The 22,602-nt window shown below is 70.2% G+C and carries 22 protein-coding genes; 3 read left to right on the plus strand and 19 right to left on the minus strand.

The window, feature by feature from the left end:
- Positions 1–131 precede the first annotated feature (131 nt).
- From rpsQ to rpsL, 15 genes are all read right to left on the minus strand, one after another.
- Positions 132–431, minus strand: coding sequence for a 30S ribosomal protein S17 (rpsQ, locus tag N555_RS0120975; protein WP_029433457.1), 300 nt, complete (start codon positions 429–431; stop codon positions 132–134).
- Positions 428–661 carry a 50S ribosomal protein L29 gene (gene rpmC, locus N555_RS0120980; protein WP_029433458.1) on the minus strand — a complete coding sequence of 78 codons (234 nt, stop codon included), beginning with the start codon at positions 659–661 and terminating at the stop codon, positions 428–430. Before rpmC ends, rpsQ begins: the two co-directional genes overlap by 4 nt.
- Positions 661–1,077, minus strand: a complete 417-nt coding sequence (gene rplP / locus N555_RS0120985; RefSeq protein ID WP_029433459.1) for a 50S ribosomal protein L16 — start codon at positions 1,075–1,077, stop codon at positions 661–663. The genes rpmC and rplP overlap by 1 nt, the downstream gene beginning before the upstream one ends.
- A 3-nt stretch (positions 1,078–1,080) precedes the next feature.
- Positions 1,081–2,019, minus strand: coding sequence for a 30S ribosomal protein S3 (rpsC, locus tag N555_RS0120990; protein ID WP_029433460.1), 939 nt, complete (start codon positions 2,017–2,019; stop codon positions 1,081–1,083).
- The gene (rplV, locus tag N555_RS0120995) at positions 2,019–2,483 is read right to left on the minus strand and encodes a 50S ribosomal protein L22 (RefSeq protein ID WP_029433461.1); all 465 of its coding nucleotides are present in this window, start codon (positions 2,481–2,483) and stop codon (positions 2,019–2,021) included. Before rplV ends, rpsC begins: the two co-directional genes overlap by 1 nt.
- 20 nt (positions 2,484–2,503) lie before the next feature.
- Complete coding sequence (gene rpsS / locus N555_RS0121000) at positions 2,504–2,785, minus strand: 30S ribosomal protein S19 (protein WP_029433462.1); 282 nt, start codon at positions 2,783–2,785, stop codon at positions 2,504–2,506.
- Between the two features lie 21 nt (positions 2,786–2,806).
- The gene (gene rplB / locus N555_RS0121005) at positions 2,807–3,640 is read right to left on the minus strand and encodes a 50S ribosomal protein L2 (protein ID WP_029433463.1); all 834 of its coding nucleotides are present in this window, start codon (positions 3,638–3,640) and stop codon (positions 2,807–2,809) included.
- Positions 3,641–3,684: 44 nt separating this feature from the next.
- The gene (gene rplW, locus N555_RS0121010; protein WP_029433464.1) at positions 3,685–3,987 is read right to left on the minus strand and encodes a 50S ribosomal protein L23; all 303 of its coding nucleotides are present in this window, start codon (positions 3,985–3,987) and stop codon (positions 3,685–3,687) included.
- A complete protein-coding gene (gene rplD / locus N555_RS26295; RefSeq protein ID WP_081866391.1) occupies positions 3,984–4,859 on the minus strand; it encodes a 50S ribosomal protein L4 in 876 nt (291 codons plus the stop codon). The genes rplW and rplD overlap by 4 nt, the downstream gene beginning before the upstream one ends.
- Positions 4,856–5,521, minus strand: coding sequence for a 50S ribosomal protein L3 (gene rplC / locus N555_RS0121020; protein WP_029433466.1), 666 nt, complete (start codon positions 5,519–5,521; stop codon positions 4,856–4,858). The genes rplD and rplC overlap by 4 nt, the downstream gene beginning before the upstream one ends.
- Before the next feature lie 9 nt (positions 5,522–5,530).
- Positions 5,531–5,836 (minus strand): 30S ribosomal protein S10, encoded by a 306-nt coding sequence (gene rpsJ / locus N555_RS0121025; RefSeq protein WP_014742859.1) that lies wholly within the window; start codon positions 5,834–5,836, stop codon positions 5,531–5,533.
- A 124-nt stretch (positions 5,837–5,960) separates the two neighbouring features.
- Positions 5,961–7,154, minus strand: a complete 1,194-nt coding sequence (gene tuf, locus N555_RS0121030; protein WP_029433467.1) for an elongation factor Tu — start codon at positions 7,152–7,154, stop codon at positions 5,961–5,963.
- An 88-nt stretch (positions 7,155–7,242) separates the two neighbouring features.
- Positions 7,243–9,342, minus strand: coding sequence for an elongation factor G (fusA, locus tag N555_RS0121035; protein ID WP_029433468.1), 2,100 nt, complete (start codon positions 9,340–9,342; stop codon positions 7,243–7,245).
- Between the two features lie 88 nt (positions 9,343–9,430).
- A complete protein-coding gene (gene rpsG / locus N555_RS0121040) occupies positions 9,431–9,901 on the minus strand; it encodes a 30S ribosomal protein S7 (RefSeq protein ID WP_026857011.1) in 471 nt (156 codons plus the stop codon).
- The gene (rpsL, locus tag N555_RS0121045) at positions 9,901–10,275 is read right to left on the minus strand and encodes a 30S ribosomal protein S12 (protein WP_014377998.1); all 375 of its coding nucleotides are present in this window, start codon (positions 10,273–10,275) and stop codon (positions 9,901–9,903) included. Before rpsL ends, rpsG begins: the two co-directional genes overlap by 1 nt.
- Before the next feature lie 515 nt (positions 10,276–10,790).
- Here rpsL and N555_RS0121050 point away from each other — a divergent pair.
- The 3 genes from N555_RS0121050 (at position 10,791) to N555_RS0121060 (ending at position 13,150) form a co-directional block, all read left to right on the plus strand.
- Positions 10,791–11,777, plus strand: a complete 987-nt coding sequence (locus tag N555_RS0121050) for a chymotrypsin family serine protease (RefSeq protein ID WP_029433469.1) — start codon at positions 10,791–10,793, stop codon at positions 11,775–11,777.
- A gap of 52 nt (positions 11,778–11,829) precedes the next feature.
- Positions 11,830–12,045: a hypothetical protein gene (locus N555_RS0121055; protein WP_029433470.1), complete on the plus strand. Its 216-nt coding sequence runs from the start codon at positions 11,830–11,832 to the stop codon at positions 12,043–12,045.
- Between the two features lie 61 nt (positions 12,046–12,106).
- Positions 12,107–13,150, plus strand: coding sequence for an LLM class F420-dependent oxidoreductase (locus tag N555_RS0121060; RefSeq protein ID WP_029433471.1), 1,044 nt, complete (start codon positions 12,107–12,109; stop codon positions 13,148–13,150).
- Between the two features lie 98 nt (positions 13,151–13,248).
- Here N555_RS0121060 and N555_RS0121065 read toward each other — a convergent pair whose 3' ends face one another.
- From N555_RS0121065 to N555_RS0121080, 4 genes are all read right to left on the minus strand, one after another.
- The gene (locus N555_RS0121065) at positions 13,249–17,151 is read right to left on the minus strand and encodes a DNA-directed RNA polymerase subunit beta' (RefSeq protein WP_029433472.1); all 3,903 of its coding nucleotides are present in this window, start codon (positions 17,149–17,151) and stop codon (positions 13,249–13,251) included.
- A gap of 88 nt (positions 17,152–17,239) precedes the next feature.
- A complete protein-coding gene (gene rpoB / locus N555_RS0121070) occupies positions 17,240–20,635 on the minus strand; it encodes a DNA-directed RNA polymerase subunit beta (protein ID WP_051684353.1) in 3,396 nt (1,131 codons plus the stop codon).
- A gap of 462 nt (positions 20,636–21,097) precedes the next feature.
- Positions 21,098–21,835 (minus strand): hypothetical protein, encoded by a 738-nt coding sequence (locus N555_RS0121075; protein ID WP_029433474.1) that lies wholly within the window; start codon positions 21,833–21,835, stop codon positions 21,098–21,100.
- Between the two features lie 76 nt (positions 21,836–21,911).
- Entirely contained in the window at positions 21,912–22,589 is a 678-nt protein-coding gene (locus N555_RS0121080; protein ID WP_029433475.1) for a hypothetical protein, read from the minus strand.
- Between the last annotated feature and the right edge of the window lie 13 nt (positions 22,590–22,602).

Here is a 22,602-nt window from a genome sequence, read left to right on the forward strand (position 1 = left end):
ACCCACGTGCGGACGCACCGGCGGCGAGGCCGCCGGTGCGTCCGAGGCACGGGTACCGGGATGTGGCGCGCACCCGCAGGGGCGCCAGTCGTCCAGAGTACTCGGTACTCCACAGCCCCGGAGGGCCGGTACTACTTGGCCTTCTCGACGACCTCGACCAGCCGCCACCGCTTGGTGGCCGACGTCGGCCGGGTCTCCATGATCTGCACGCGGTCGCCGATGCCGGCGACCCCCTGCTCGTCGTGGGCCTTCAGCTTGCTCGTACGGCGGATGACCTTGCCGTATAGGCCGTGCTTCACGCGGTCCTCGACCTCGACGACGATGGTCTTCTCCATCTTGTCGCTGACCACGAGGCCCTCACGGACCTTGCGGTAGCCACGGCCGGCCAGGCCGGGGCCGCTCGAGGACTGGGTCTCCTGGGCCTCGCTCATGCCACACCCTCGTTCGGGGCGACCGACAGGCCCAGCTCGCGCTCACGCATGATCGTGTAGATCCGCGCGATGTCGCGGCGGACGGTCTGCAGTCGCCGGTTGTTGTCCAGCTGGCCGGTGGCCACCTGGAACCGCAGGTTGAACAGTTCTTCCTTGGAGTCACGCAGCCGCGAGGCGAGCTCGTCGACAGACAGCTCGCGCAGCTCCGGAGCGGTCAGACCGGCGGCCATCACACCTCTCCTTCACGAGTGATGAAGCGGCACTTCATGGGCAGCTTGTGGATCGCGCGGCGCATGGCCTCGCGGGCGACCGGCTCGGCCACACCGGAGAGCTCGAAGAGCACCCGGCCCGGCTTGACGTTGGCCACCCACCACTCCGGCGAACCCTTGCCGGAACCCATGCGGGTCTCGGCCGGCTTCTTGGTCAGCGGACGGTCCGGGTAGATCGAGATCCACACCTTGCCGCCACGCTTGATGTGCCGCGTCATGGCGATACGGGCGGACTCGATCTGACGGTTCGTCACGTACGCCGGCTCGAGGGCCTGGATGGCGAACTCACCGAAGTTGATCGCCGTGCCGCCCTTGGCCCGGCCGGAACGGCTGGGGTGGTGCTGCTTGCGGTGCTTGACCCGCCGTGGGATGAGCATGGCTCAGCTCTCCGTGTTCTCGGTGGCCTCGGGAGCGGCGACCTCGGTGGTCGTCGCCTCCGCGGCGGCGGTGCCCTCGGGACCGGCGATCTCGGCGACCGTCGTCTCGGGCGCGACCTCGCCGGACGTCTGCGCGACGACGGCCTCGGTGGTGTCGGCGACCGGCCCGGTGGAGGACTCGACCGCCGCGCGGCCGGCCTCGGTGCCCCCGGCCGTCGTGCCGGAGGACCCGGACCGACGCTGCGGACGCTGGGCGCGCTCACGCCGCTGCTGCCGGTCGGCGAGCGCCTCGAGGGCGGCACGCTCGGCGCGGGAACCACTGACGTCGCCCTTGTAGATCCACACCTTCACGCCGATGCGGCCGAAGGTCGTGCGGGCCTCGTAGATGCCGTAGTCGATGTTCGCGCGGAGCGTGTGCAGCGGCACCCGGCCCTCGCGGTAGAACTCCGACCGGCTCATCTCGGTGCCACCCAGGCGACCGGAGCACTGCACCCGGATGCCCTTGACCTGCGGGCTGCGCTGGGCCGACTGCATGGCCTTGCGCATGGCACGACGGAAGCTCACCCGGCTGGAGAGCTGCTCGGCGACGCCCTGGGCGACCAGCTGCGCGTCGGACTCGGGGTTCTTCACCTCGAGGATGTTCAGCTGCACCTGCTTGCCGGTGAGCTTCTCCAGCTCGCCGCGGATGCGGTCGGCCTCGGCGCCGCGGCGGCCGATGACGATGCCCGGACGGGCGGTGTGGATGTCGACGCGGACCCGGTCACGGGTGCGCTCGATCTCCACCTTGGAGATGCCGGCCCGCTCCATGCCCTTGGACATGAGCTTGCGGATCGCGACGTCTTCCTTGACGTAGTCCTTGTACAGCTTGTCCGCGTACCACCGGGACTTGTAGTCGGTGGTGATCCCGAGTCGGAACCCGTGCGGGTTGACCTTCTGACCCACTAGCGGGTCCCTCCCCTCGTGTTGCCCTGCTGCTGGGTGGCGGGGCCGGACTGACCGGTGTCCCGGCGCGCCTTGCGCGACTTCTGCGCGAGCTCGGCGCTGCTGGCCACCTCGCTCACCTCGACGGTGATGTGGCTGGTCCGCTTGTTGATGCGGAACGCCCGGCCCTGCGCACGCGGACGGATCCGCTTCAGCGTCGGGCCCTCGTCGACGTACGCCGCGCTGACGACCAGCGCGGTGCGGTCGAGCTGCAGGTTGTGCTCGGCGTTGGCGACGGCGCTGGCCACCACCTTGGCGACCGGCTCACTGGCGGACTGCGGCGCGAAGCGCAGCAGGGCCAGTGCCTCGTCCGTCGGCAGGTAGCGGATGAGATCCACCACCCGGCGGGCCTTCATCGGGGTCACGCGGACGAACCGGGCCGTAGCCCGGGCGACCGGCGCCTCCTGTCCCAACTGGGAAGTCATCTGAATCTCTCTCTACCCGGTCAGCCGCGCCGCGAGCGGCGGTCGTCCTTGATGTGCCCACGGAAGGTGCGCGTGGGCGCGAACTCGCCGAGCTTGTGCCCGACCATCGCCTCGGTCACGAACACCGGGACGTGCTTGCGGCCGTCGTGCACCGCGAGGGTGTGACCCAGCATGTCCGGGATGATCGTCGAGCGGCGCGACCAGGTACGGATCACGTTCTTGGTGCCCTGCTCGTTCTGGGCGTCCACCTTCTTGAGCAGGTGGTCGTCGACGAACGGGCCCTTCTTCAGGCTGCGTGGCATGTCTGTCGGCTCCTATCCCGCTCAGCGCTTCTTGTTGGCGCGCCGGCGGCGCACGATCAGGGCGTCACTGGCCTTGCGCTTGCGCGTGCGGCCCTCCGGCTTGCCCTTCGGGTTCACCGGGTGGCGCCCACCGGAGGTCTTGCCCTCACCACCACCGTGCGGGTGGTCGACGGGGTTCATGGCGACACCGCGGACGGTCGGGCGCTTGCCCTTCCACCGCATGCGGCCGGCCTTGCCCCAGTTGATGTTCGACTGCTCGGCGTTGCCGACCTCGCCGATCGTCGCGCGGCAGCGGACGTCGACGTTGCGGATCTCGCCCGACGGCATGCGCAGCTGGGCGAACCGGCCCTCGCGGGCGACCAGCTGGACGCTGGTGCCTGCCGACCGGGCGATCTTCGCGCCGCCACCGGGGCGGAGCTCGATGGCGTGAACGACCGTGCCGACCGGGATGTTCCGGAGCGGCAGGTTGTTGCCCGGCTTGATGTCGGCCGCGGGACCGCACTCCACCGTGTCGCCCTGCTTGAGGCGGGCCGGCGCGATGATGTAGCGCTTCTCGCCGTCGGCGAAGTGCAGCAGCGCGATGCGCGACGTCCGGTTGGGGTCGTACTCGATGTGCGCGACCTTGGCCGGCACACCGTCCTTGTCGGCCCGGCGGAAGTCGATCAGGCGGTACGCGCGCTTGTGGCCGCCGCCCTGGTGGCGAGCGGTGACCTTCCCGTGCACGTTGCGCCCGCCGCGACCGTGCAGCGGCCGGACCAGCGACTTCTCGGGATGGTCGCGGGTGACCTCGGCGAAGTCGGCGACGCTGGACCCACGGCGGCCCGGCGTCGTCGGCTTGTACTTGCGGATAGCCATTGCTGACTCAGTCCTCTATCTCTGGTCCGAACGGTCCTGGCGCCTCAGGCGCCGGGACCACCGAAGATCTCGATGCGGTCGCCAGGCGCGAGCGACACGATGGCGCGCTTGGTGTCGGGGCGCTTGCCGAGCTTGTTGCCCTTGCTGCGCTTCTTCTTGCCCTGACGGTTGATCGTGTTGACGTCGAGGACCTTCACGTTGAAGACCTGGGCGACGGCGATCTTGATCTGCGTCTTGTTGGCGTCGGGGTGGACGAGGAACGTGTACTGGTTCTCGTCCAGGAGCCCGTAGCTCTTCTCCGAGATGACCGGCGCGAGCAGGACGTCCCGGGGGTCGTGGAAGGTCACGCCTTCTCCTCCTCGGTCGTGTCGGGGGTGCCGGCCTCGGCGGCCGCCGCGTCGTCGTCGGACGTCGCGGCCGCGCGCTTGCGCGGCTTGGCAGCCGGAGCCGGGTCGACCGTGGGCTCGCCCAGGTCGAGGTCCGTCGTCCCGACACCCTCGATGGAGGGGATCGCGCCGGGGATGTGCGGCGTGGTCAGGTCGGGCTTGGCGACCCGGCCCTTGCCGCTGCGCGGCCCGGCGACGAACTCGGCGAGAGCGGCCTCGGTGAAGACGATCTCGTCGGAGAGCAGGACGTCGTAGGTGTTCAGCTGGCCGGCCTCGAGCAGGTGCACCCGGGGCTCGTTGCGCAGGCTGATCCAGTTCAGGACGTCGTCGTGGTCGAGGACGACCAGCACGCGCTTGGCCTGCGTCACGGCGTCCAGCGCCTTGAGGGCCTCCTTCGTCTTCGGGGCGTCGCCCTCGACGAATGTGGTGATCACGTGGACGCGGTCCTCGCGGGCCCGGTCGGAGAGGGCACCGCGCAGGGCGGCGGCCTTCATCTTCTTGGGGGTCCGCTGGGTGTAGTCGCGCGGCTGGGGGCCGAAGACCGTGCCACCGCCGGTGAACTGCGGCGCGCGGATCGAGCCCTGACGGGCGCGGCCGGTGCCCTTCTGGCGGTAGGGCTTGACGCCACCACCGCTGACCTTGCCGCGGGTCTTCGTCGCGTGCGTGCCCTGGCGGGCGGCGGCCAGCTGGGCCACCACGACCTGGTGCATCAGCGAGACGTTGGCGCTGGCGTCGAAGAGCTCACCGGGCAGCGTCACGCTGCCGGAGCTCTCGCCCGCCGGCGTCCGGACGTCGACCTGACGGTCGGTCCGGTCCTGGGTCGACTGGGTCACTTCGTGTCACTCCCCACGGGACCGCCCTTGACGGCCGAGCGGACGAGCACGAGGCCGCCCTTCGGGCCGGGGATGGCGCCCTTGATCAGCAGCAGCCCGCGCTCGGTGTCCACCTTGTGGACGACCAGCGAGAGCGTCGTCGTCTTGACGTGGCCCATGCGGCCGGCCATGCGCAGGCCCTTGAAGACACGGCCGGGCGTCGAGGCCCCGCCGATGGAACCGGGCGACCGGTGCTTGCGCTGGGTGCCGTGCGCGGCGCCCAGGCCCTTGAACCCGTGCCGCTTCATGACACCGGCGGTGCCCTTGCCCTTGCTCGTGCCGATGACGTCGACCTTGCCGACGCCGTCGAAGACCTCGGCCGTCAGCTCCTGGCCGACGGTGTAGGTGGCAGCGTCGTTGGTACGCAGCTCGACCACGTGCCGGCGCGGCGTCACGCCGGCCTTGGCGAAGTGCCCACCCTCGGGCTTGTTCACCTTGCGCGGGTCGATCTCACCGAAGCCGAGCTGCACGGCCGAGTAGCCGTCCACCTCGGGCGTGCGCACCTGGGTCACCACGCACGGCCCCGCCTTGACGACGGTCACCGGCACCATGCGGTTGTTCTCGTCGAAGACCTGGGTCATGCCCAGCTTCTCGCCGAGGAGTCCGCGGAAGTTGCTCGCCATGACTCCCCCTTACTGGATGTTGACGTCGACCGAGGCCGGGAGGTCGATGCGCATGAGCGCGTCGACCGTCTTCGGCGTCGGGTCGAGGATGTCGATGAGCCGCTTGTGCGTGCGCATCTCGAAGTGCTCCCGCGAGTCCTTGTACTTGTGCGGGGAGCGGATGACGCAGTACACGTTCTTCTCCGTCGGCAGCGGCACGGGGCCGACGACGCGCGCACCGGTCTTCGTCACCGTGTCCACGATGCGCCGTGCCGAGGCATCGATCGCCTCGTGGTCGTAGGCCTTCAGCCTGATGCGGATCTTCTGTCCCGCCATCGGTGTTCTCGCTCCTGCCGATCGGAAATCTGTGTGTGGTGGTCCCTGGTCGGGACCAGGCGGGTCCGTGTCCGGACCCGGGAGACGGGCGGCGGCCTGTCCGGCCGCCGCCCGTCCGCGGGTACTACTTGTTGATCTTGACGACGCGACCGGCGCCCACGGTCCGACCACCCTCACGGATGGCGAACTTGAGGCCCTCCTCCATGGCGATGGGCTGGATCAGCTCCACCGTCATCTCGGTGTTGTCGCCGGGCATGACCATCTCGGTGCCGGCGGGCAGCGTCACGACGCCCGTCACGTCCGTCGTCCGGAAGTAGAACTGGGGACGGTAGTTGTTGAAGAACGGCGTGTGCCGGCCGCCCTCGTCCTTCGAGAGGATGAAGACCGAGGCCTCGAAGTTCGTGTGCGGGGTGATGGACCCCGGCTTCACGACGACCTGGCCGCGCTCGACGTCCTCGCGCTTGATGCCACGCAGGAGCAGACCGACGTTGTCACCGGCCTGGCCCTGGTCGAGCAGCTTGCGGAACATCTCGACACCGGTGACGGTGGTCTTGGTCGAGGTCGGGCGGATGCCGACGATCTCGATCTCCTCACCGACCTTGACGATGCCACGCTCGACACGGCCGGTCACGACGGTGCCGCGGCCGGTGATGGTGAAGACGTCCTCGACGGGCATGAGGAACGGCTTGTCGATGTCGCGCTCCGGCTCCGGGATCGCGGTGTCGACGGCGTTCATCAGCTCCATGAGCTTGTCGCCCCACTCGGCGTCGCCCTCGAGCGCCTTGAGCGCCGAGACGCGCACCACGGGGACGTCGTCGCCCGGGAACTCGTACTCGGACAGCAGCTCACGGACCTCCAGCTCGACGAGCTCGAGGATCTCCTCGTCGTCGACCATGTCGGACTTGTTGAGCGCCACGACGATGTAGGGGACGCCGACCTGGCGGGCCAGGAGCACGTGCTCCTTGGTCTGCGGCATCGGGCCGTCGGTGGCGGCGACCACGAGGATCGCGCCGTCCATCTGCGCCGCACCGGTGATCATGTTCTTGATGTAGTCGGCGTGCCCGGGGCAGTCGACGTGCGCGTAGTGCCGGCTCTCCGTCTGGTACTCGACGTGCGCGATCGAGATCGTGATGCCGCGAGCCTTCTCCTCGGGCGCCTTGTCGATCTGGTCGAACGCGGACGCCTCGTTCAGGTTCGGGTACTTGTCGTGCAGGACCTTGGTGATCGCCGCGGTCAGCGTCGTCTTCCCATGGTCGATGTGCCCGATGGTGCCGATGTTGACGTGCGGCTTGGTCCGCTCGAACTTGGCCTTGGCCACTGGGTTCCTCTCCTCGTGGTGTCGCAGTCGTACGCGAGTCTGGGGTGGGGTTGCTGAGGGGTGCCGGGCGAGGGTGTCGCCCGGCGGGTCACTCGCCGGTCACCTTGGCGATGATCTCCTTGGCGACGTTCTGCGGGACCTCGGCGTAGGTCTCGAAGACCATGGAGTAGCTCGCCCGCCCCTGGGTGCGGCTGCGCAGGTCGCCCACGTAGCCGAACATCTCCGACAGCGGGACCAGCGCCTTGACGACGCGGGCGCCGGAGCGCTCGTCCATCGCCTGGATGGTGCCGCGGCGGGAGTTCAGGTCGCCGATGACGTCGCCCATGTTCTCCTCGGGCGTGACGACCTCGACGGCCATCATCGGCTCGAGCAGCGCGGGGCTGGCCTTGCGAGCAGCCTCCTTGAAGGCGATCGAGCCGGCGATCTTGAAGGCCATCTCCGAGGAGTCGACCTCGTGGTACTGGCCGTCGAGCAGCGAGGCCTTGACGCCCACCATCGGGTAGCCGGCGAGCACGCCGTACTGCATGGCGTCCTGCATGCCCTGGTCGACCGAGGGGATGTACTCCTTCGGGATGCGACCGCCGGTCACCTTGTTCTCGAACTCGTAGGTCGCCGAGTCGCCGCTCATCTCGAGCGGCTCGAGGGCGATCTGCACCTTCGCGAACTGGCCGGAGCCACCCGTCTGCTTCTTGTGCGTGTAGTCGTAGCGCTCGACGGCCTTGCGGATCGTCTCGCGGTAGGCCACCTGCGGCTTGCCGACGTTCGCCTCGACGTTGAACTCACGCCGCATGCGGTCGACCAGGATCTCCAGGTGCAGCTCGCCCATGCCGGAGATGACCGTCTGACCGGTCTCCTCGTCGAGGCGGACCTGGAACGTCGGGTCCTCCTCGGCCAGCTTCTGGATGGCCGTGCCCAGCTTCTCCTGGTCGCTCTTCGTCTTGGGCTCGATGGCGACCGAGATGACCGGCGCGGGGAAGGTCATCGACTCGAGGATCACCGGCTTCTGCGGGTCGCAGAGGGTGTCACCCGTCGTCGTCTGCTTCATGCCGTTGACGGCCACGATCTCGCCCGCGCCCACGCCCTGGCGCTCTTCGCGCTTGTTGGCGTGCATCTGGTAGATCTTGCCGACCCGCTCCTTGCGGTCCTTGGTGCTGTTCAGCACCGGGGAGCCGGCGTCGAGCTTGCCGGAGTACACGCGGATGTAGGTCAGCTTGCCCAGGTGCTGGTCGGTCTGGATCTTGAACGCCAGCGCCGCGAACGGCTCGTCCTCGTCGGCGTGCCGCAGGACCTCGGTCGTGCCGTCGAGGGCGGTGCCGACGATGGCCTCGATGTCCAGCGGGCTGGGCAGGTAGTCCACGACGGCGTCGAGCATGGGCTGCACGCCCTTGTTCTTGAACGCCGAGCCGGTGACGACCGGGTTCACCTGGCCGGCGATCGTCGCCTTGCGGATCGCGGCCTTGATCGTCTCGACCGAGACCTCCTCGCCGGCGAGGTAGGCCTCCATGATCGAGTCGTCGTTCTCCGCGACACCCTCGAGCAGCTTCTCCCGGTACTCGGCGGCCTGGTCGGCCAGCTCCGCGGGGATCTCCTCGATCTGGTAGTCCTCGCCCAGCTTCGTCTCGCCGCGCCAGGTGAGGGCCTTCATCTGCACCAGGTCGACCACGCCGATGAAGTCGGCCTCGGCGCCGATCGGGATCTGCAGCACCAACGGGTTGGCGTTGAGCCGCTCGACCATCATGTCGACGCAGCGGAAGAAGTTCGCGCCCGTGCGGTCGAGCTTGTTGACGAAGCACATGCGCGGGACGCCGTACTTCTCCGCCTGACGCCAGACCTGCTCGGTCTGCGGCTCGACACCGGCCACACCGTCGTAGACGGCGACGGCACCGTCGAGCACGCGCAGCGACCGCTCGACCTCGACGGTGAAGTCGACGTGCCCGGGGGTGTCGATGATGTTGATGTCGTGGCCGTTCCAGGAGCACTTCGTCGCGGCCGACGTGATGGTGATGCCGCGCTCCTGCTCCTGCTCCATCCAGTCCATCGTGGCCGCGCCGTCGTGGACCTCACCGATCTTGTAGTTGATACCGGTGTAGAAGAGGATGCGCTCGGTCGTCGTGGTCTTGCCGGCGTCGATGTGCGCCATGATCCCGATGTTGCGGGTCTTGGCGAGCTGGGCCGCGTTGCTGGCCATCTCTACTTCTCCTCTTCGGTTCGGTCCGCGCGCGGCGGCCGGGGATCGCCCGGCTGAACTGCGGGCAGCGTGTGCTGGTGGAGTTCCGTCACCAGCGGTAGTGCGCGAAGGCCTTGTTGGACTCGGCCATCTTGTGGGTGTCCTCGCGGCGCTTGACCGCGGCTCCCAGACCGTTGCTCGCGTCGAGCAGCTCGTTCATCAGGCGCTCGGTCATCGTCTTCTCGCGACGCGCCCGGCTGTACTGGATCAGCCAGCGCAGGCCCAGCGTGGTGCTGCGCGAGGCGCGCACCTCGACCGGGACCTGGTAGGTCGCACCACCGACGCGGCGGCTGCGGACCTCGAGGGAGGGCTTCACGTTGTCCAGCGCGCGCTTGAGCGTGACGACGGGGTCGGTGTCGCTCTTCGCCCGGGCGCCCTCGAGGGCGCCGTAGACGATCGCCTCGGCGATGGAGCGCTTGCCGTCGACGAGCACCTTGTTCACGAGCTGGGTCACCAGCTGCGACTGGTACACCGGGTCGACGACGAGCGGACGCTTCGGCGCGGGGCCCTTGCGCGGCATTAGCTCTTCTCCTTCTTGGCGCCGTACTTGCTGCGAGCCTGCTTGCGGTTGCGGACACCCTGGGTGTCCAGCGAGCCGCGGATGATCTTGTAACGCACGCCCGGGAGGTCCTTCACCCGGCCACCACGCACGAGCACCATCGAGTGCTCCTGCAGGTTGTGGCCGACGCCGGGGATGTAGGCGGTGACCTCGATGCCACTGGTGAGCCGGACACGGGCGACCTTGCGCAGCGCCGAGTTCGGCTTCTTCGGCGTCGTCGTGTACACGCGGGTGCACACGCCGCGGCGCTGGGGCGAACCCTTGAGCGCCGGCGTCGTGGTCTTGACGACCTTGTCCTCGCGGCCCTTGCGGACCAGCTGGTTGATCGTGGGCATGGGGGGCCTGGATCTCCTACCTGCGCTGGGTCGTGCTGTCGGTCGGTGCTCTGTCTTCGGTGCGGGGTGCCGGTCCTGCCCGGGGCCGAGGCCGTTCCGGGCGCGCTGCACCTCCGGTCCCCGCGGTCGGGCGTGTCGCCCTTCCCGGGACCGGTCGGCGTTGCCAACCGGATCGGTAGCCCCCCGCGACTCGGCGCCACCAACCTGCCGGCGAGCGCACCGCGAACGGGAGCAGGCCCAGGGCATCCTGGGCACGGCTGACCACGATACCCGCGCCGCGGAGGCCGGTGCAAACCGGGTCCCCATGTCGACGGGCAGGGGCCCGTGACATGCAGCACCCGGTGGGTCCAACACCGCAGCCGCCGGTTCATTCCGGCACGCGGTGAGCCGTCGGGGACTGTACCCACGCCGGCGGCAGCCCGGCCCGTCGGCGCCGAGAGGTTGTCACACCCCGGCCCTACCGTCGGTGCCAGGACGGACACCCTGGGCGACGATCCGGGGAGCGAGGGGGAACGGTGCAGATCGATGCGGCGCGGGAGCTGAAGCTCCGGCTGGGGGCGCGGGTCGAGGGCTGGGACGCCCCGGTGAGCGCCAGCGGGCTGGCGCCCGGCCGGCCGTGGTTCCGGCCCGCCCTGGGTCTGGCTCCCCTGTCCCCCGGGCAGGTGCGCCTGGCCGTCCGGGTGGCCACCCGGAGCGACGCGGTCGTGCTGCTCGACGGGGTGTCGGACGCGCTGCGAGCGGAGGTGGACGTCCGGGTCATCGGGCCGGTGCGCGCCCTCCGCTCCCCCACCGGCGCCGCCACCTCCCCGGCCGACCTGCAGCGCCGGGTCCGGCCGTTGCGCCCCGGGTGCTCCATCGCGCATCCCACGGTCACGGCGGGCACCCTGGGCGGCTTCGTGCGGGTCGGTGGTCGGCCCGCCGTCCTGTCCAACAACCACGTCCTCGCCGCCAGCGACGCCGCCGTCCCCGGGGACCCGGTGCTGCAGCCCGGGCCGGCCGACGGCGGCGCCGCGGCCGACCGGGTGGCCACGCTGAGCGCGTTCCCCCGCTTCGCGACGGGGCGCAACCTGGTCGACGCCGCCGTGGCGGTCCTGGACGACGGCGTGGCGACCGACCCGGGGGCCTATCCCGGGGGCCCACTGGGGCCCACGGTCGTCGACGGGGACGAGGTGGACCCGGACGAGCGGGTCGAGAAGCTGGGCCGCACGACGGGGCACACGCACGGGCGGATCACCGCCGTCGAAGTGGACGGCGTCGCGGTGCAGTACGACGAGGTGGTCCACACCTTCGACGGGCAACTCGAGATCGAGGGGCTGGACGGTGCCTTCAGCGCCGGAGGCGACAGCGGGTCGGTCATCTGGCGGAGCGCCGACCGGGCGCCGCTGGCACTGCTGTTCGCCGGGAGCGACATCGGCGGCGCGCAGGGCGGAGGCGTCACCTACGCCAGCCCGCTGGCCACGGTGCTCGACGTCCTGGGTGCCGACTGGGGGATCGGCGGGTGACCGATGCCCGCGGACACTGTTCGTATCGGCGGGAGTGGCGCACCATGGAGGTGTGTCCGACCGTGCCGCCGCCCGCGCGGCGAAGAGCGCCCTGAGCCAGCGGCTCGCCGCCGTGCCCGAGGTCGTGGGCATCGGGCTGGCCCGCCGCGGCGCCGGCTACGTGGTGAAGGTGGACCTGGCGGATCCGGGCGCGGCCGGCCGGGTGCCCGGTGACGTCGACGGCGTCCGTGTGGTGACCCAGGTCGTCGGGGTCGTCCGCCCGCTCTGATCCCCCCGCCGATACGGTCGTCCCGGCGCCGACGAGGGCGCCGACGACCCCGGGAGGGCACGTGCGCATCGGCATCCAGGCCAGCTACAGCGGGGGCTTCCGCGACACCGCGGCAGAGATCCGCGATCTGGAGGCCGCCGGCCTCGACGTCGCGACGGTCGCCGAGGTCTACACCTTCGACTCGGTGAGCCAGCTCGGCTACCTCGCCGCGGTCACCGAACGGGTCGAGCTGCTGGCCGGCATCCTGCCGATCTACAGCCGGACCCCCGCGCTGCTGGCCATGACCGCGGCGGGACTGGACTTCGTGTCCGACGGGCGCTTCACCCTCGGCCTCGGCGCCTCCGGCCCGCAGGTCATCGAGGGCTGGCACGGCGTCGCCTACGACGCCCCGCTGCAGCGGACCCGCGAGATCGTCGAGATCTGCCGGCAGGTGTGGCGACGGGAGAAGCTCGAGCACGCCGGCCCGAAGTACACGATCCCGCTGCCCCCCGAGCAGGGCACCGGCCTCGGCAAGCCCCTGAAGCTGATCAACACGCCCGTGCGCGAGCGGGTGCCGATCATGCTGGCCGCCCTGGGCCCGAAGAACGTCGAGCTCGCCGCCGAGATCGCCGAGGCGTGGGAGCCCATCTGGTTCATGCCGGAGCGCGCCGCCGACGTCTGGGGCGACTCCCTCGCCGCCGGCAAGGCCAAGCGCGACCCGTCGCTGGGCGAGCTCCAGGTCGTCGTCGGCGTCCCGGTCGCCATCGGGGACGACGTCGACGCGCTGCACGACCTCGTGCGCCCCCACCTGGCCCTGTACGTGGGCGGGATGGGCGCCAAGGGCAAGAACTTCTACAACGACCTGGCCGTGCGCTACGGCTTCGCTGACGCCGCGGGCACCGTGCAGGACCTCTACCTGTCGGGCAAGAAGGACGAGGCCGCCGCCGCCCTGCCGGACGAGCTCGTCCGCGCCGTGTCGCTCATCGGGCCCGAGGGCTACGTCGCCGAGCGGATCGCCGCCTTCCGCGAGGCCGGCGTGACCACCCTCGCCCTGCAGCCGCTGGACGACAGCCGGGAGAACCGGCTGAAGACGGTGGCGACGATGCGCCAGCTGTGTGACAAGTAGTCCACCGGGCCGGGGACGACCCCGACCCGGTTGCGTCACATGACGCGAGAGGGCCCCGCAGGCTGCTGCCTGCGGGGCCCTCTGCGTCTACTCGGGGATCAGCCCCGCCAGTCGTACTCCTCCAGGCGCACGGCCTCGCCGGAGCCCGAGCCGAAGACGTCCGGGCTGTAGTACTGCCCGTCGTCGTACCCGGCCATCGTGTAGACGGCGGCGCGGGCCTCCTCGGTCGGCTCGACCGTGATGTTGCGGTAGCGGCTGATGCCGGTACCGGCCGGGATGAGCTTCCCGATGATCACGTTCTCCTTGAGGCCGAGCAGGCTGTCGCTCTTCCCCTGGATGGCGGCGTCGGTGAGCACCTTGGTCGTCTCCTGGAAGGAGGCGGCCGACAGCCACGACTCGGTCGCGAGCGAGGCCTTGGTGATGCCCATGAGGACCGGACGGGCCGAGGCCGGCTCGCCGCCCTCGGCGACGACGCGGCGGTTCTCGGTCTCGAACAGCGTCCGCTCGACCAGCGCACCCGGCAGGAACTCCGTGGCGCCCGAGTCGATGATGGTCACCCGCTTCAGCATCTGGCGGATGATCACCTCGATGTGCTTGTCGTGGATCGACACGCCCTGGCTGCGGTAGACCTCCTGGACCTCACGGACGAGGTGCAGCTGCACCTCGCGCGGGCCCATGATCCGCAGCACCTCGTGCGGGTCCACCGCACCCTCGGTCAGCTGCTCGCCGACCTCGACGTGGGCACCGTCCTCGACCCGCATGCGCGAACGACGCGACATCTTGTCGATGACGACCTCGTCGGAGCCGTCGTCCGGGGTGATGGTGAGCTTCCGGAACTGCTCGCCGTCCTCGATGCGCAGGGTGCCGGCCAGCTCGGCGATCGGCGCCTTGCCCTTGGGGACACGGGCCTCGAAGAGCTCGACCACACGCGGCAGACCGTGCGTGATGTCGGCACCGGCCACACCACCGGTGTGGAAGGTGCGCATCGTCAGCTGCGTACCGGGCTCGCCGATCGACTGGGCGGCGATGATGCCGACCGCCTCGCCGACGTCCACGAGCTTGCCCGACGCCAGCGACCGGCCGTAGCAGGTGGCGCAGGTGCCCAGCAGGGACTCGCAGGTGAGGACGCAGCGGACCTTGACCTCGGCCACGCCGGCGTCGATCAGCTCGGCCAGGAGCACGTCACCCAGGTCGGAGCCGGCCTGCGCGATGACCGTCCCGTCCTCGGCCACCGCGTCGGCGGCCAGGGCACGGGCGTACACGCTGGTCTCGACGTGGGCGTCGCGGGTCAGCTGACCGTTGACGACCGTGCCGATCGGCATGATGACGCCGCGGTCGGTGCCGCAGTCCTCCTCGCGGATGATGACGTCCTGCGAGACGTCGACCAGCCGGCGGGTGAGGTAGCCGGAGTCGGCGGTCCGGAGCGCCGTGTCCGCCAGACCCTTGCGGGCGCCGTGCGTGGAGATGAAGTACTCCAGCACGGACAGACCCTCCCGGAAGTTGGCCTTGATCGGCCGCGGGATGATCTCGCCCTTCGGGTTCGCCACCAGGCCGCGCATACCGGCGATCTGGCTGATCTGCATCATGTTGCCTCGGGCGCCCGAGTTGACCATGACCCAGACCGGGTTCGTGGTGGGGAAGTTGTCCACCATCGCCTGGCTGACCTCGGCCCGCGCGCGGGTCCAGATCTCGATCAGCTCGCCACGACGCTCGGAGTCGGTGATGACGCCGCGCTCGTACTGCTTCTCGATGGCCCGCGCCTCGGCCTCGTGGCGCTCCAGGATCTCGGCCTTGGCCGGCGGGGTGACCACGTCGTCGATGGCGATCGTGATCCCCGCGCGGGTGGCCCAGTGGAACCCGGCGGACTTGAGGGCGTCCAGCGTCGCCGCGACCTGCACCTTGGGGTAGCGCTCGGCGAGGTCGTTGACGATCGCCCCGAGCTCCTTCTTCGGCACCTGGTAGTTGACGAAGCGGTAGTCCTCGGGGAGGGCCTCGTTGAACAGCACCCGGCCCAGGCTGGTGAGCACGCGCGCGGGGGCGCCCGGCGTCCAGTCCTCCGGCTGCTCCCACGCGTCGTTCACGCCGTTGTCGACGCCGTAGACCTCGTCCAGGCGGATCCAGGCCCGCTCCTGCAGAGCCAGGTCGCCCTTGTCGTAGGCCATGACGGCCTCGGCGGTCGAGGAGAACGAGCGCGCCTGACCGCCGTCGGCCTCACGCGGCGAGGCCACGAGGGTCGTCAGGTGGTACAGGCCGAGCACCATGTCCTGGGTCGGCGCGGTGATCGGACGACCGTCGGCCGGGCTCAGGATGTTGTTGCTGGACAGCATCAGGATCCGGGCCTCGGCCTGCGCCTCGGCCGACAGCGGCAGGTGCACCGCCATCTGGTCCCCGTCGAAGTCCGCGTTGAACGCGGTGCAGACGAGCGGGTGGATCTGGATGGCCTTGCCCTCGACCAGCTGCGGCTCGAAGGCCTGGATGCCCAGGCGGTGCAGGGTCGGTGCGCGGTTCAGCAGCACCGGGTGCTCGGTGATGACCTCCTCGAGCACGTCCCAGACGACCGGCCGCGCGCGCTCCACCATCCGCTTGGCGGACTTGATGTTCTGCGCGTGGTTGAGGTCGACCAGCCGCTTCATGACGAAGGGCTTGAACAGCTCCAGGGCCATCTGCTTGGGCAGACCGCACTGGTGCAGCTTCAGCTGCGGGCCGACGACGATGACCGAACGGCCGGAGTAGTCGACGCGCTTGCCGAGCAGGTTCTGGCGGAACCGGCCCTGCTTGCCCTTGAGCAGGTCGCTCAGGGACTTCAGCGGGCGGTTGCCCGGGCCGGTGACCGGCCGGCCGCGACGGCCGTTGTCGAACAGTGCGTCCACGGACTCCTGGAGCATCCGCTTCTCGTTGTTCACGATGATCTCGGGCGCGCCGAGGTCCAGCAGTCGCTTGAGCCGGTTGTTCCGGTTGATGACCCGGCGGTACAGGTCGTTCATGTCGCTGGTGGCGAAGCGGCCACCGTCGAGCTGCACCATCGGGCGCAGGTCCGGCGGGATGACCGGGACGCAGTCCAGCACCATGCCCATGGGCGAGTTGCGGGTCTGCTGGAACGCCGCGACGACCTTGAGCCGCTTGAGGGCGCGCAGCTTGCGCTGGCCCTTCCCGTTGCGGATGGTGTCGCGCAGCGAGATGGCCTCGGCGTCGAGGTCGAAGCCGGCCAGCAGCTTCTGCAGCGCCGCGGCGCCCATGCCGCCCTCGAAGTACTCACCGAAGCGGTCGCGCAGCTCGCGGTAGAGGCCCTCGTCCGAGATGAGCTGCTTGACCTCCAGCTTGCGGAAGGTGTCGAGCACCTCCTCGAGGCGGTCGATCTCCCGCTGCGAGCGGTCGCGCATCTGGCGCATCTCGCGCTCGCCGCCCTCGCGGACCTTGCGGCGGACGTCGGACTTGGCGCCCTCGGCCTCGAGCTCGGCCAGGTCGGCCTCGAGCTTCTGCTGGCGGGCCTCGATGTCGGCGTCGCGCCGGGTCTCGAGGTTGTGCTTCTCGGCGCTGATCTCCGCCTCGATCGTCGGCAGGTCGCGGTGCCGCGACTCGTCGTCGACCGTGGTGATCAGGTAGGCCGCGAAGTAGATGATCTTCTCGAGGTCCTTGGGCGCCAGGTCGAGCAGGTACCCCAGGCGCGACGGGACGCCCTTGAAGAACCAGATGTGGGTGACCGGCGCGGCGAGCTCGATGTGGCCCATCCGCTCGCGGCGGACCTTGGCCCGGGTCACCTCGACGCCGCAGCGCTCGCAGATGATGCCCTTGAAGCGGACCCGCTTGTACTTGCCGCAGTAGCACTCCCAGTCCCGGGTGGGACCGAAGATCTTCTCGCAGAAGAGCCCGTCCTTCTCGGGACGGAGCGTGCGGTAGTTGATGGTCTCGGGCTTCTTCACCTCGCCGTGGGACCACTGACGGATGTCGTCACCACTGGCCAGGCCGATACGCAGTTCGTCGAAGAAGTTGACGTCGAGCAACTGATTACCCCTTTCAGGGGCTAGTTCTTCTTCAATGTGGGAGTCGGGGGCGCCGGCCGGCCCCGGTCAGGGGCCGGCCGGCGGCCGATCAGACGTCCTCGACGGACGACGGCTCGCGGCGGGACAGGTCGATGCCCAGCTCCTCCGCGGCCCGGAAGACCTCGTCGTCGGTGTCGCGCAGCTCGATCGCCTGCCCGTCACCGGACAGCACCTCGACGTTGAGGCACAGCGACTGGAGCTCCTTGAGCAACACCTTGAACGACTCCGGGATGCCCGGCTCGGGGATGTTCTCGCCCTTGACGATGGCCTCGTAGACCTTGACGCGGCCGAGGATGTCGTCGGACTTGATGGTCAGCAGCTCCTGCAGCGCGTAGGCCGCGCCGTAGGCCTGCATCGCCCAGCACTCCATCTCGCCGAAGCGCTGGCCACCGAACTGCGCCTTACCACCCAGCGGCTGCTGCGTGATCATCGAGTACGGGCCGGTCGACCGGGCGTGGATCTTGTCGTCGACCAGGTGCAGCAGCTTCAGGATGTAGACGTAGCCGACGGCGATCGGCTCGGGGAAGGGCTCCCCGGAGCGACCGTCGAACAGCCGGGCCTTGCCCGTCTCCTTGACCATGCGGTCGCCGTCCCGGTTCGGGATCGTCGAGCCCAGGAGGCCGACGATCTCGTCCTCCTTGGCGCCGTCGAACACCGGCGTGGCCGTCCGGGTGTTCGGCTCGGCAGCGCGCGCGGCCGTCGGCAGGTTGGCGGCCCAGTCGGGGGTGCCCTCGACCTGCCAGCCCTGCTTGGCCACCCAGCCCAGGTGCATCTCCAGGACCTGGCCGACGTTCATCCGGCCGGGCACGCCCAGCGGGTTGAGCACGATGTCGACCGGGGTGCCGTCCTCGAGGAACGGCATGTCCTCCTGCGGCAGGATCTTCGAGATGACGCCCTTGTTGCCGTGGCGCCCGGCGAGCTTGTCGCCGTCGGAGATCTTGCGCATCTGGGCGACGTAGACCCGGATCAGCTCGTTGACGCCGGCAGGCAGCTCGTCGCCGTCCTCACGCGAGAACACGCGGACGCCGATGACCTTGCCGGACTCACCGTGCTTGACCTTGAGGCTGGTGTCGCGGACCTCGCGGGCCTTCTCGCCGAAGATCGCGCGCAGCAGCCGCTCCTCGGGGGTCAGCTCGGTCTCGCCCTTGGGCGTGACCTTGCCGACGAGGATGTCGCCGGGGACGACCTCGGCACCGATGCGGATGATGCCGCGCTCGTCGAGGTCGGCGAGGACCTCCTCGGAGACGTTCGGGATGTCCCGGGTGATCTCCTCGGCACCGAGCTTGGTGTCGCGGGCGTCGACCTCGAACTCCTCGATGTGGATCGAGGACAGGACGTCGTCCTGCACGAGGCGCTGCGACAGGATGATCGCGTCCTCGTAGTTGTGGCCCTCCCACGGCATGAAGGCGACGAGCAGGTTCTTGCCCAGCGCCATCTCGCCCTCGTCGGTGCACGGCCCGTCGGCGATGACCTGGCCGACCTCGACCCGCTGACCCTCGTCGACGACGGGGCTCTGGTTGATCGAGGTGCCCTGGTTCGAGCGACGGAACTTCAGCAGCCGGTAGGTCTGCCGGGTGCCGTCGTCGGCCATGACCGTCACGTAGTCGGCGGTGGAGTCCTCCACGACGCCGGCCTTCTCGGCCACGACAACGTCACCGGCGTCGACGGCGGCACGCAGCTCCATGCCGGTGCCGACGAGCGGGGCCTCGCTGCGCAGCAGCGGCACCGCCTGACGCTGCATGTTGGCGCCCATGAGCGCGCGGTTGGCGTCGTCGTGCTCGAGGAACGGGATCATCGCCGTGGCGACCGAGGTCATCTGGCGCGGCGAGACGTCCATGTAGTCGACGTTCTCGGGCGACAGGTAGTCGACCTCACCACCCTTGGTCCGGACGAGGACGCGGTCCTCGGTGAACCGGCCCGCGGCGTCCAGCGGCGAGTTGGCCTGGGCGACGACGAAGCGGTCCTCCTCGTCGGCGGTCAGGTAGTCGATCTGCTCGGTGACGGTGCCGTTCTCGTCGACCCGGCGGTACGGCGTCTCGATGAAGCCGAACGGGTTGACGCGACCGAACGAGGACAGCGAGCCGATCAGGCCGATGTTCGGGCCTTCCGGCGTCTCGATCGGGCACATGCGGCCGTAGTGGCTCGGGTGGACGTCGCGGACCTCCATGCCGGCCCGCTCGCGGGACAGACCACCCGGACCCAGCGCCGACAGGCGGCGCTTGTGGGTCAGGCCCGCGAGGGGGTTGGTCTGGTCCATGAACTGGGACAGCTGGCTGGTGCCGAAGAACTCCTTGATGGAGGCGACGACCGGCCGGATGTTGATCAGGGTCTGCGGCGTGATCGCCTCGACGTCCTGGGTCGTCATCCGCTCGCGGACCACGCGCTCCATGCGGGAGAGGCCGACCCGGATCTGGTTCTGGATCAGCTCGCCCACGGTGCGCAGCCGGCGGTTGCCGAAGTGGTCGATGTCGTCGACGCCGTGGTCGGGCTCGCCGGCGTGGAGACGCACGACGTACTCGATGGTGGCGACGATGTCGTCCTCGGTCAGCGTGCTGGTGCTCTGCGGCACCGAGACGGCCAGCTTCTTGTTGACCTTGTAGCGGCCGACCTTCGCGAGGTCGTAGCGCTTCGGGTTGAAGAAGAGGTTCTCCAGCAGCGCCTGGGCCGACTCGCGCGTCGGCGGCTCGCCCGGACGCAGCTTGCGGTAGATGTCGAGCAGGGCCTCGTCCTGGCCGGCGATGTGGTCCTTCTCGAGGGTGGCCAGCACCGTGGGCGACCACTGGAAGTGCTCGCGGATGCGGTCCTCGGTCCAGCCCAGCGCCTTGAGCAGCACGGTGACCGGCTGGCGGCGCTTGCGGTCGATGCGGACGCCGACGGTGTCGCGCTTGTCGACGTCGAACTCCAGCCACGCACCGCGGCTGGGGATGACCTTGGCGCTGAAGACGTCCTTGTCCGACGTCTTGTCCAGGGTCTTGTCGAAGTAGACGCCCGGGCTGCGGACGAGCTGCGAGACGACGACGCGCTCGGTCCCGTTGATGACGAACGTGCCCTTGCTCGTCATGATCGGGAAGTCGCCCATGAACACCGTCTGCGACTTGATCTCGCCGGTGGTGTTGTTCATGAACTCGGCGGTGACGAACAGCGGCGCCGCGTAGGTCATGTCCTTGTCCTTGCACTCCTCGAGGGACGCCTTGACGTCCTCGAAGCGCGGGTTGGAGAAGGACAGGGACATCGAGCCGCTGAAGTCCTCGATCGGCGAGATCTCCTCGAGGATCTCGGCGAGGCCGCCGACGGCGGCCGCCTGCTCCTCGGGAGAGAGGGTGGCGCGCCACTCGGGGCTGCCGACCAGCCAGTCGAACGAGGCGGTCTGCAGGGCCAGCAGGTCCGGCACCTCGAGCGGCTCGTTGATCTTGGCGAAGGAGACGCGCAGCGGCGCGCCCGGGATCTTCTGCTGGTCGGCCTCACCGGTGCGGGGGCCGGACTGCGGGGTGGTGCTCTGCGGACTGGGTGAATCGGTGGTGCCTGCGGAGATGCTGGTGGGGCGAGAGCCTGCCAAGATGCGTCCTTCCAAGGACCTCACGACGTGCGGGCGGTCGGTGGTGCTGTTTCGTCCTGGGTCGTCGTCGGTTTCGGCGGGGCTGACCCGAGGCTGATGAGGCCCTGTCCGAGCGGTGTCCGAGGGGCCTGGGCAGCAGTTCCCGGGCACCCCAGGTGACCCGTCTCGGCGGGCATGCAGTCAGGGGGCAGCGCAACAGGGAACCCTACCCCTGATCGGAGACACTGTCCACGTCGGGGGTTGTGGCGACCGACACCCGGTAAGGACCAGTGCCCACCGACCGGCGGGACCGTCGCGGGCCATGATGCCAGCCCGCGACGGTCCCCGTCCGGCAGCCACGCCGGAGCGCGTTCAGCCGGTGGTGAGGACCGTCAGCTCGCTGATCTTCCAGGCGTCGTCCTCGTGCACCAGGCGGATCTGCACCGTGCGCACGCAGGACTGCTCGCCGTCGGCGGTCACCACGCACTCGCTGCCCTCGGGAGCCGGCTGGGTGCCGGTGTTCACCGACTTCGCCACCAGCTGCCCGAAGACCACCAGCGTGGCCTCGTCCTGCTCCTCGTCGACCTGCTGCACCGCGACGTCGCGCACGTCGTAGCGGATGGTCGCCGACACCTGCTCGTAGGTGTCGATCAGCGCGCCCTGGGCCTCGGCCTCGTACTGGCTGCGCAGGTCGCCGGTGAGGACGTCGAGCTGCCCGGCGACGCTGCCGTCGGAGTCCTCGTAGTCGTAGCGGTACACGGCCTCGACGCTGTCCTCCGCCGCCGTGAAGATCTCCGGGTCCACGTAGGTGCGGTCCGGCCGCTGCCAGAGCAGCAGCCCGGCGGCGACCGCCGCCAGCAGGCAGAGCACCGACAGCACCGCGACGAGGCCCACCCGTCGGCCGCGCCGGGCGGGGACGGTCTCGGCGCGGGCCGGTCGCGCGTCCCGGGCCGCGCGTTCCGCCCGTGCCGGGACGGTCCCGGTGCCGGCCCGGCGCTCGCGGCGCGCCGACGCCCCGGTGCCGGACGGCCGGGGCCCGGGGGCGGGACGGTCCGGGGTGGCCGGCGCCGGGGCGGCGGCGTCCTCCCGGTCGCGGCGGCTGCCGGCCACGCGGGGGCGGGGGCTGGGCCGCGGAGTGGCAGCCGGGCGGGGTCGCGGGGTCGGCCGGGGCCGGTCGTCGGGCCGGTCAGTCATCGGACCCGGTCCCCCGGATCGCCGAGAGCAGCCAGCGGTCGCCCTCGCGCTGCAGGTCCACCTCGATGCGGTCGCGGCGCACCTGCGCGGGCACCCCGGCCGCCTGCCGGGTGGTCGCGATGACCATCACGACGGTCCCCTCGTCCTCGGTCGCCCGGGTCACCCCGGCGCCGACCACCTCGGAGCTGGTCACGGCCTGGGCGTCGACGATCTGCTGGCGGGCCCCCTCGAGGCCGGACACGGACTCGTCGGTGAGGTCGCCGGTGGTGACCCGACGGGCCTGCTCGATGTCGTCGTCGATGGTCAGGTAGTCGAAGGAGGTCAGGTCGACCACGTCGGAGCGCGCGGCCTGGAGCACGTCGACGTAGGTGCCCGTGCGCACCGAGGACTCCTCCCCGAACAGCCGCGGCGCCAGGAGGTAGGCGTTCCCCGCCAGGAGCAGGAGCAACAGCACGCCGAGCAGGGGCGCGAGCGGCACGCTGGTCCGCCGGCGCCGCCGCGCGGGGACGTCGGCCGGGTCCTCGGCCGCGGCGTCGGTCCCGGAGCGGTCCGTCGTGGTGGCGGTCCCCGCGGTCGTCGTCGGGGCGTCGACGTCCGTCGCGGGGTCCTCGCCGTGCTCGGCGACGGCGGTGGACCGTGCGCTCGGGTGCGGCCGGTCGGGGTCGCTCACGGGTGGGTCCTCT

Source organism: Blastococcus sp. URHD0036 (assembly GCF_000701365.1).
Lineage (GTDB): Bacteria > Actinomycetota > Actinomycetes > Mycobacteriales > Geodermatophilaceae > Trujillonella.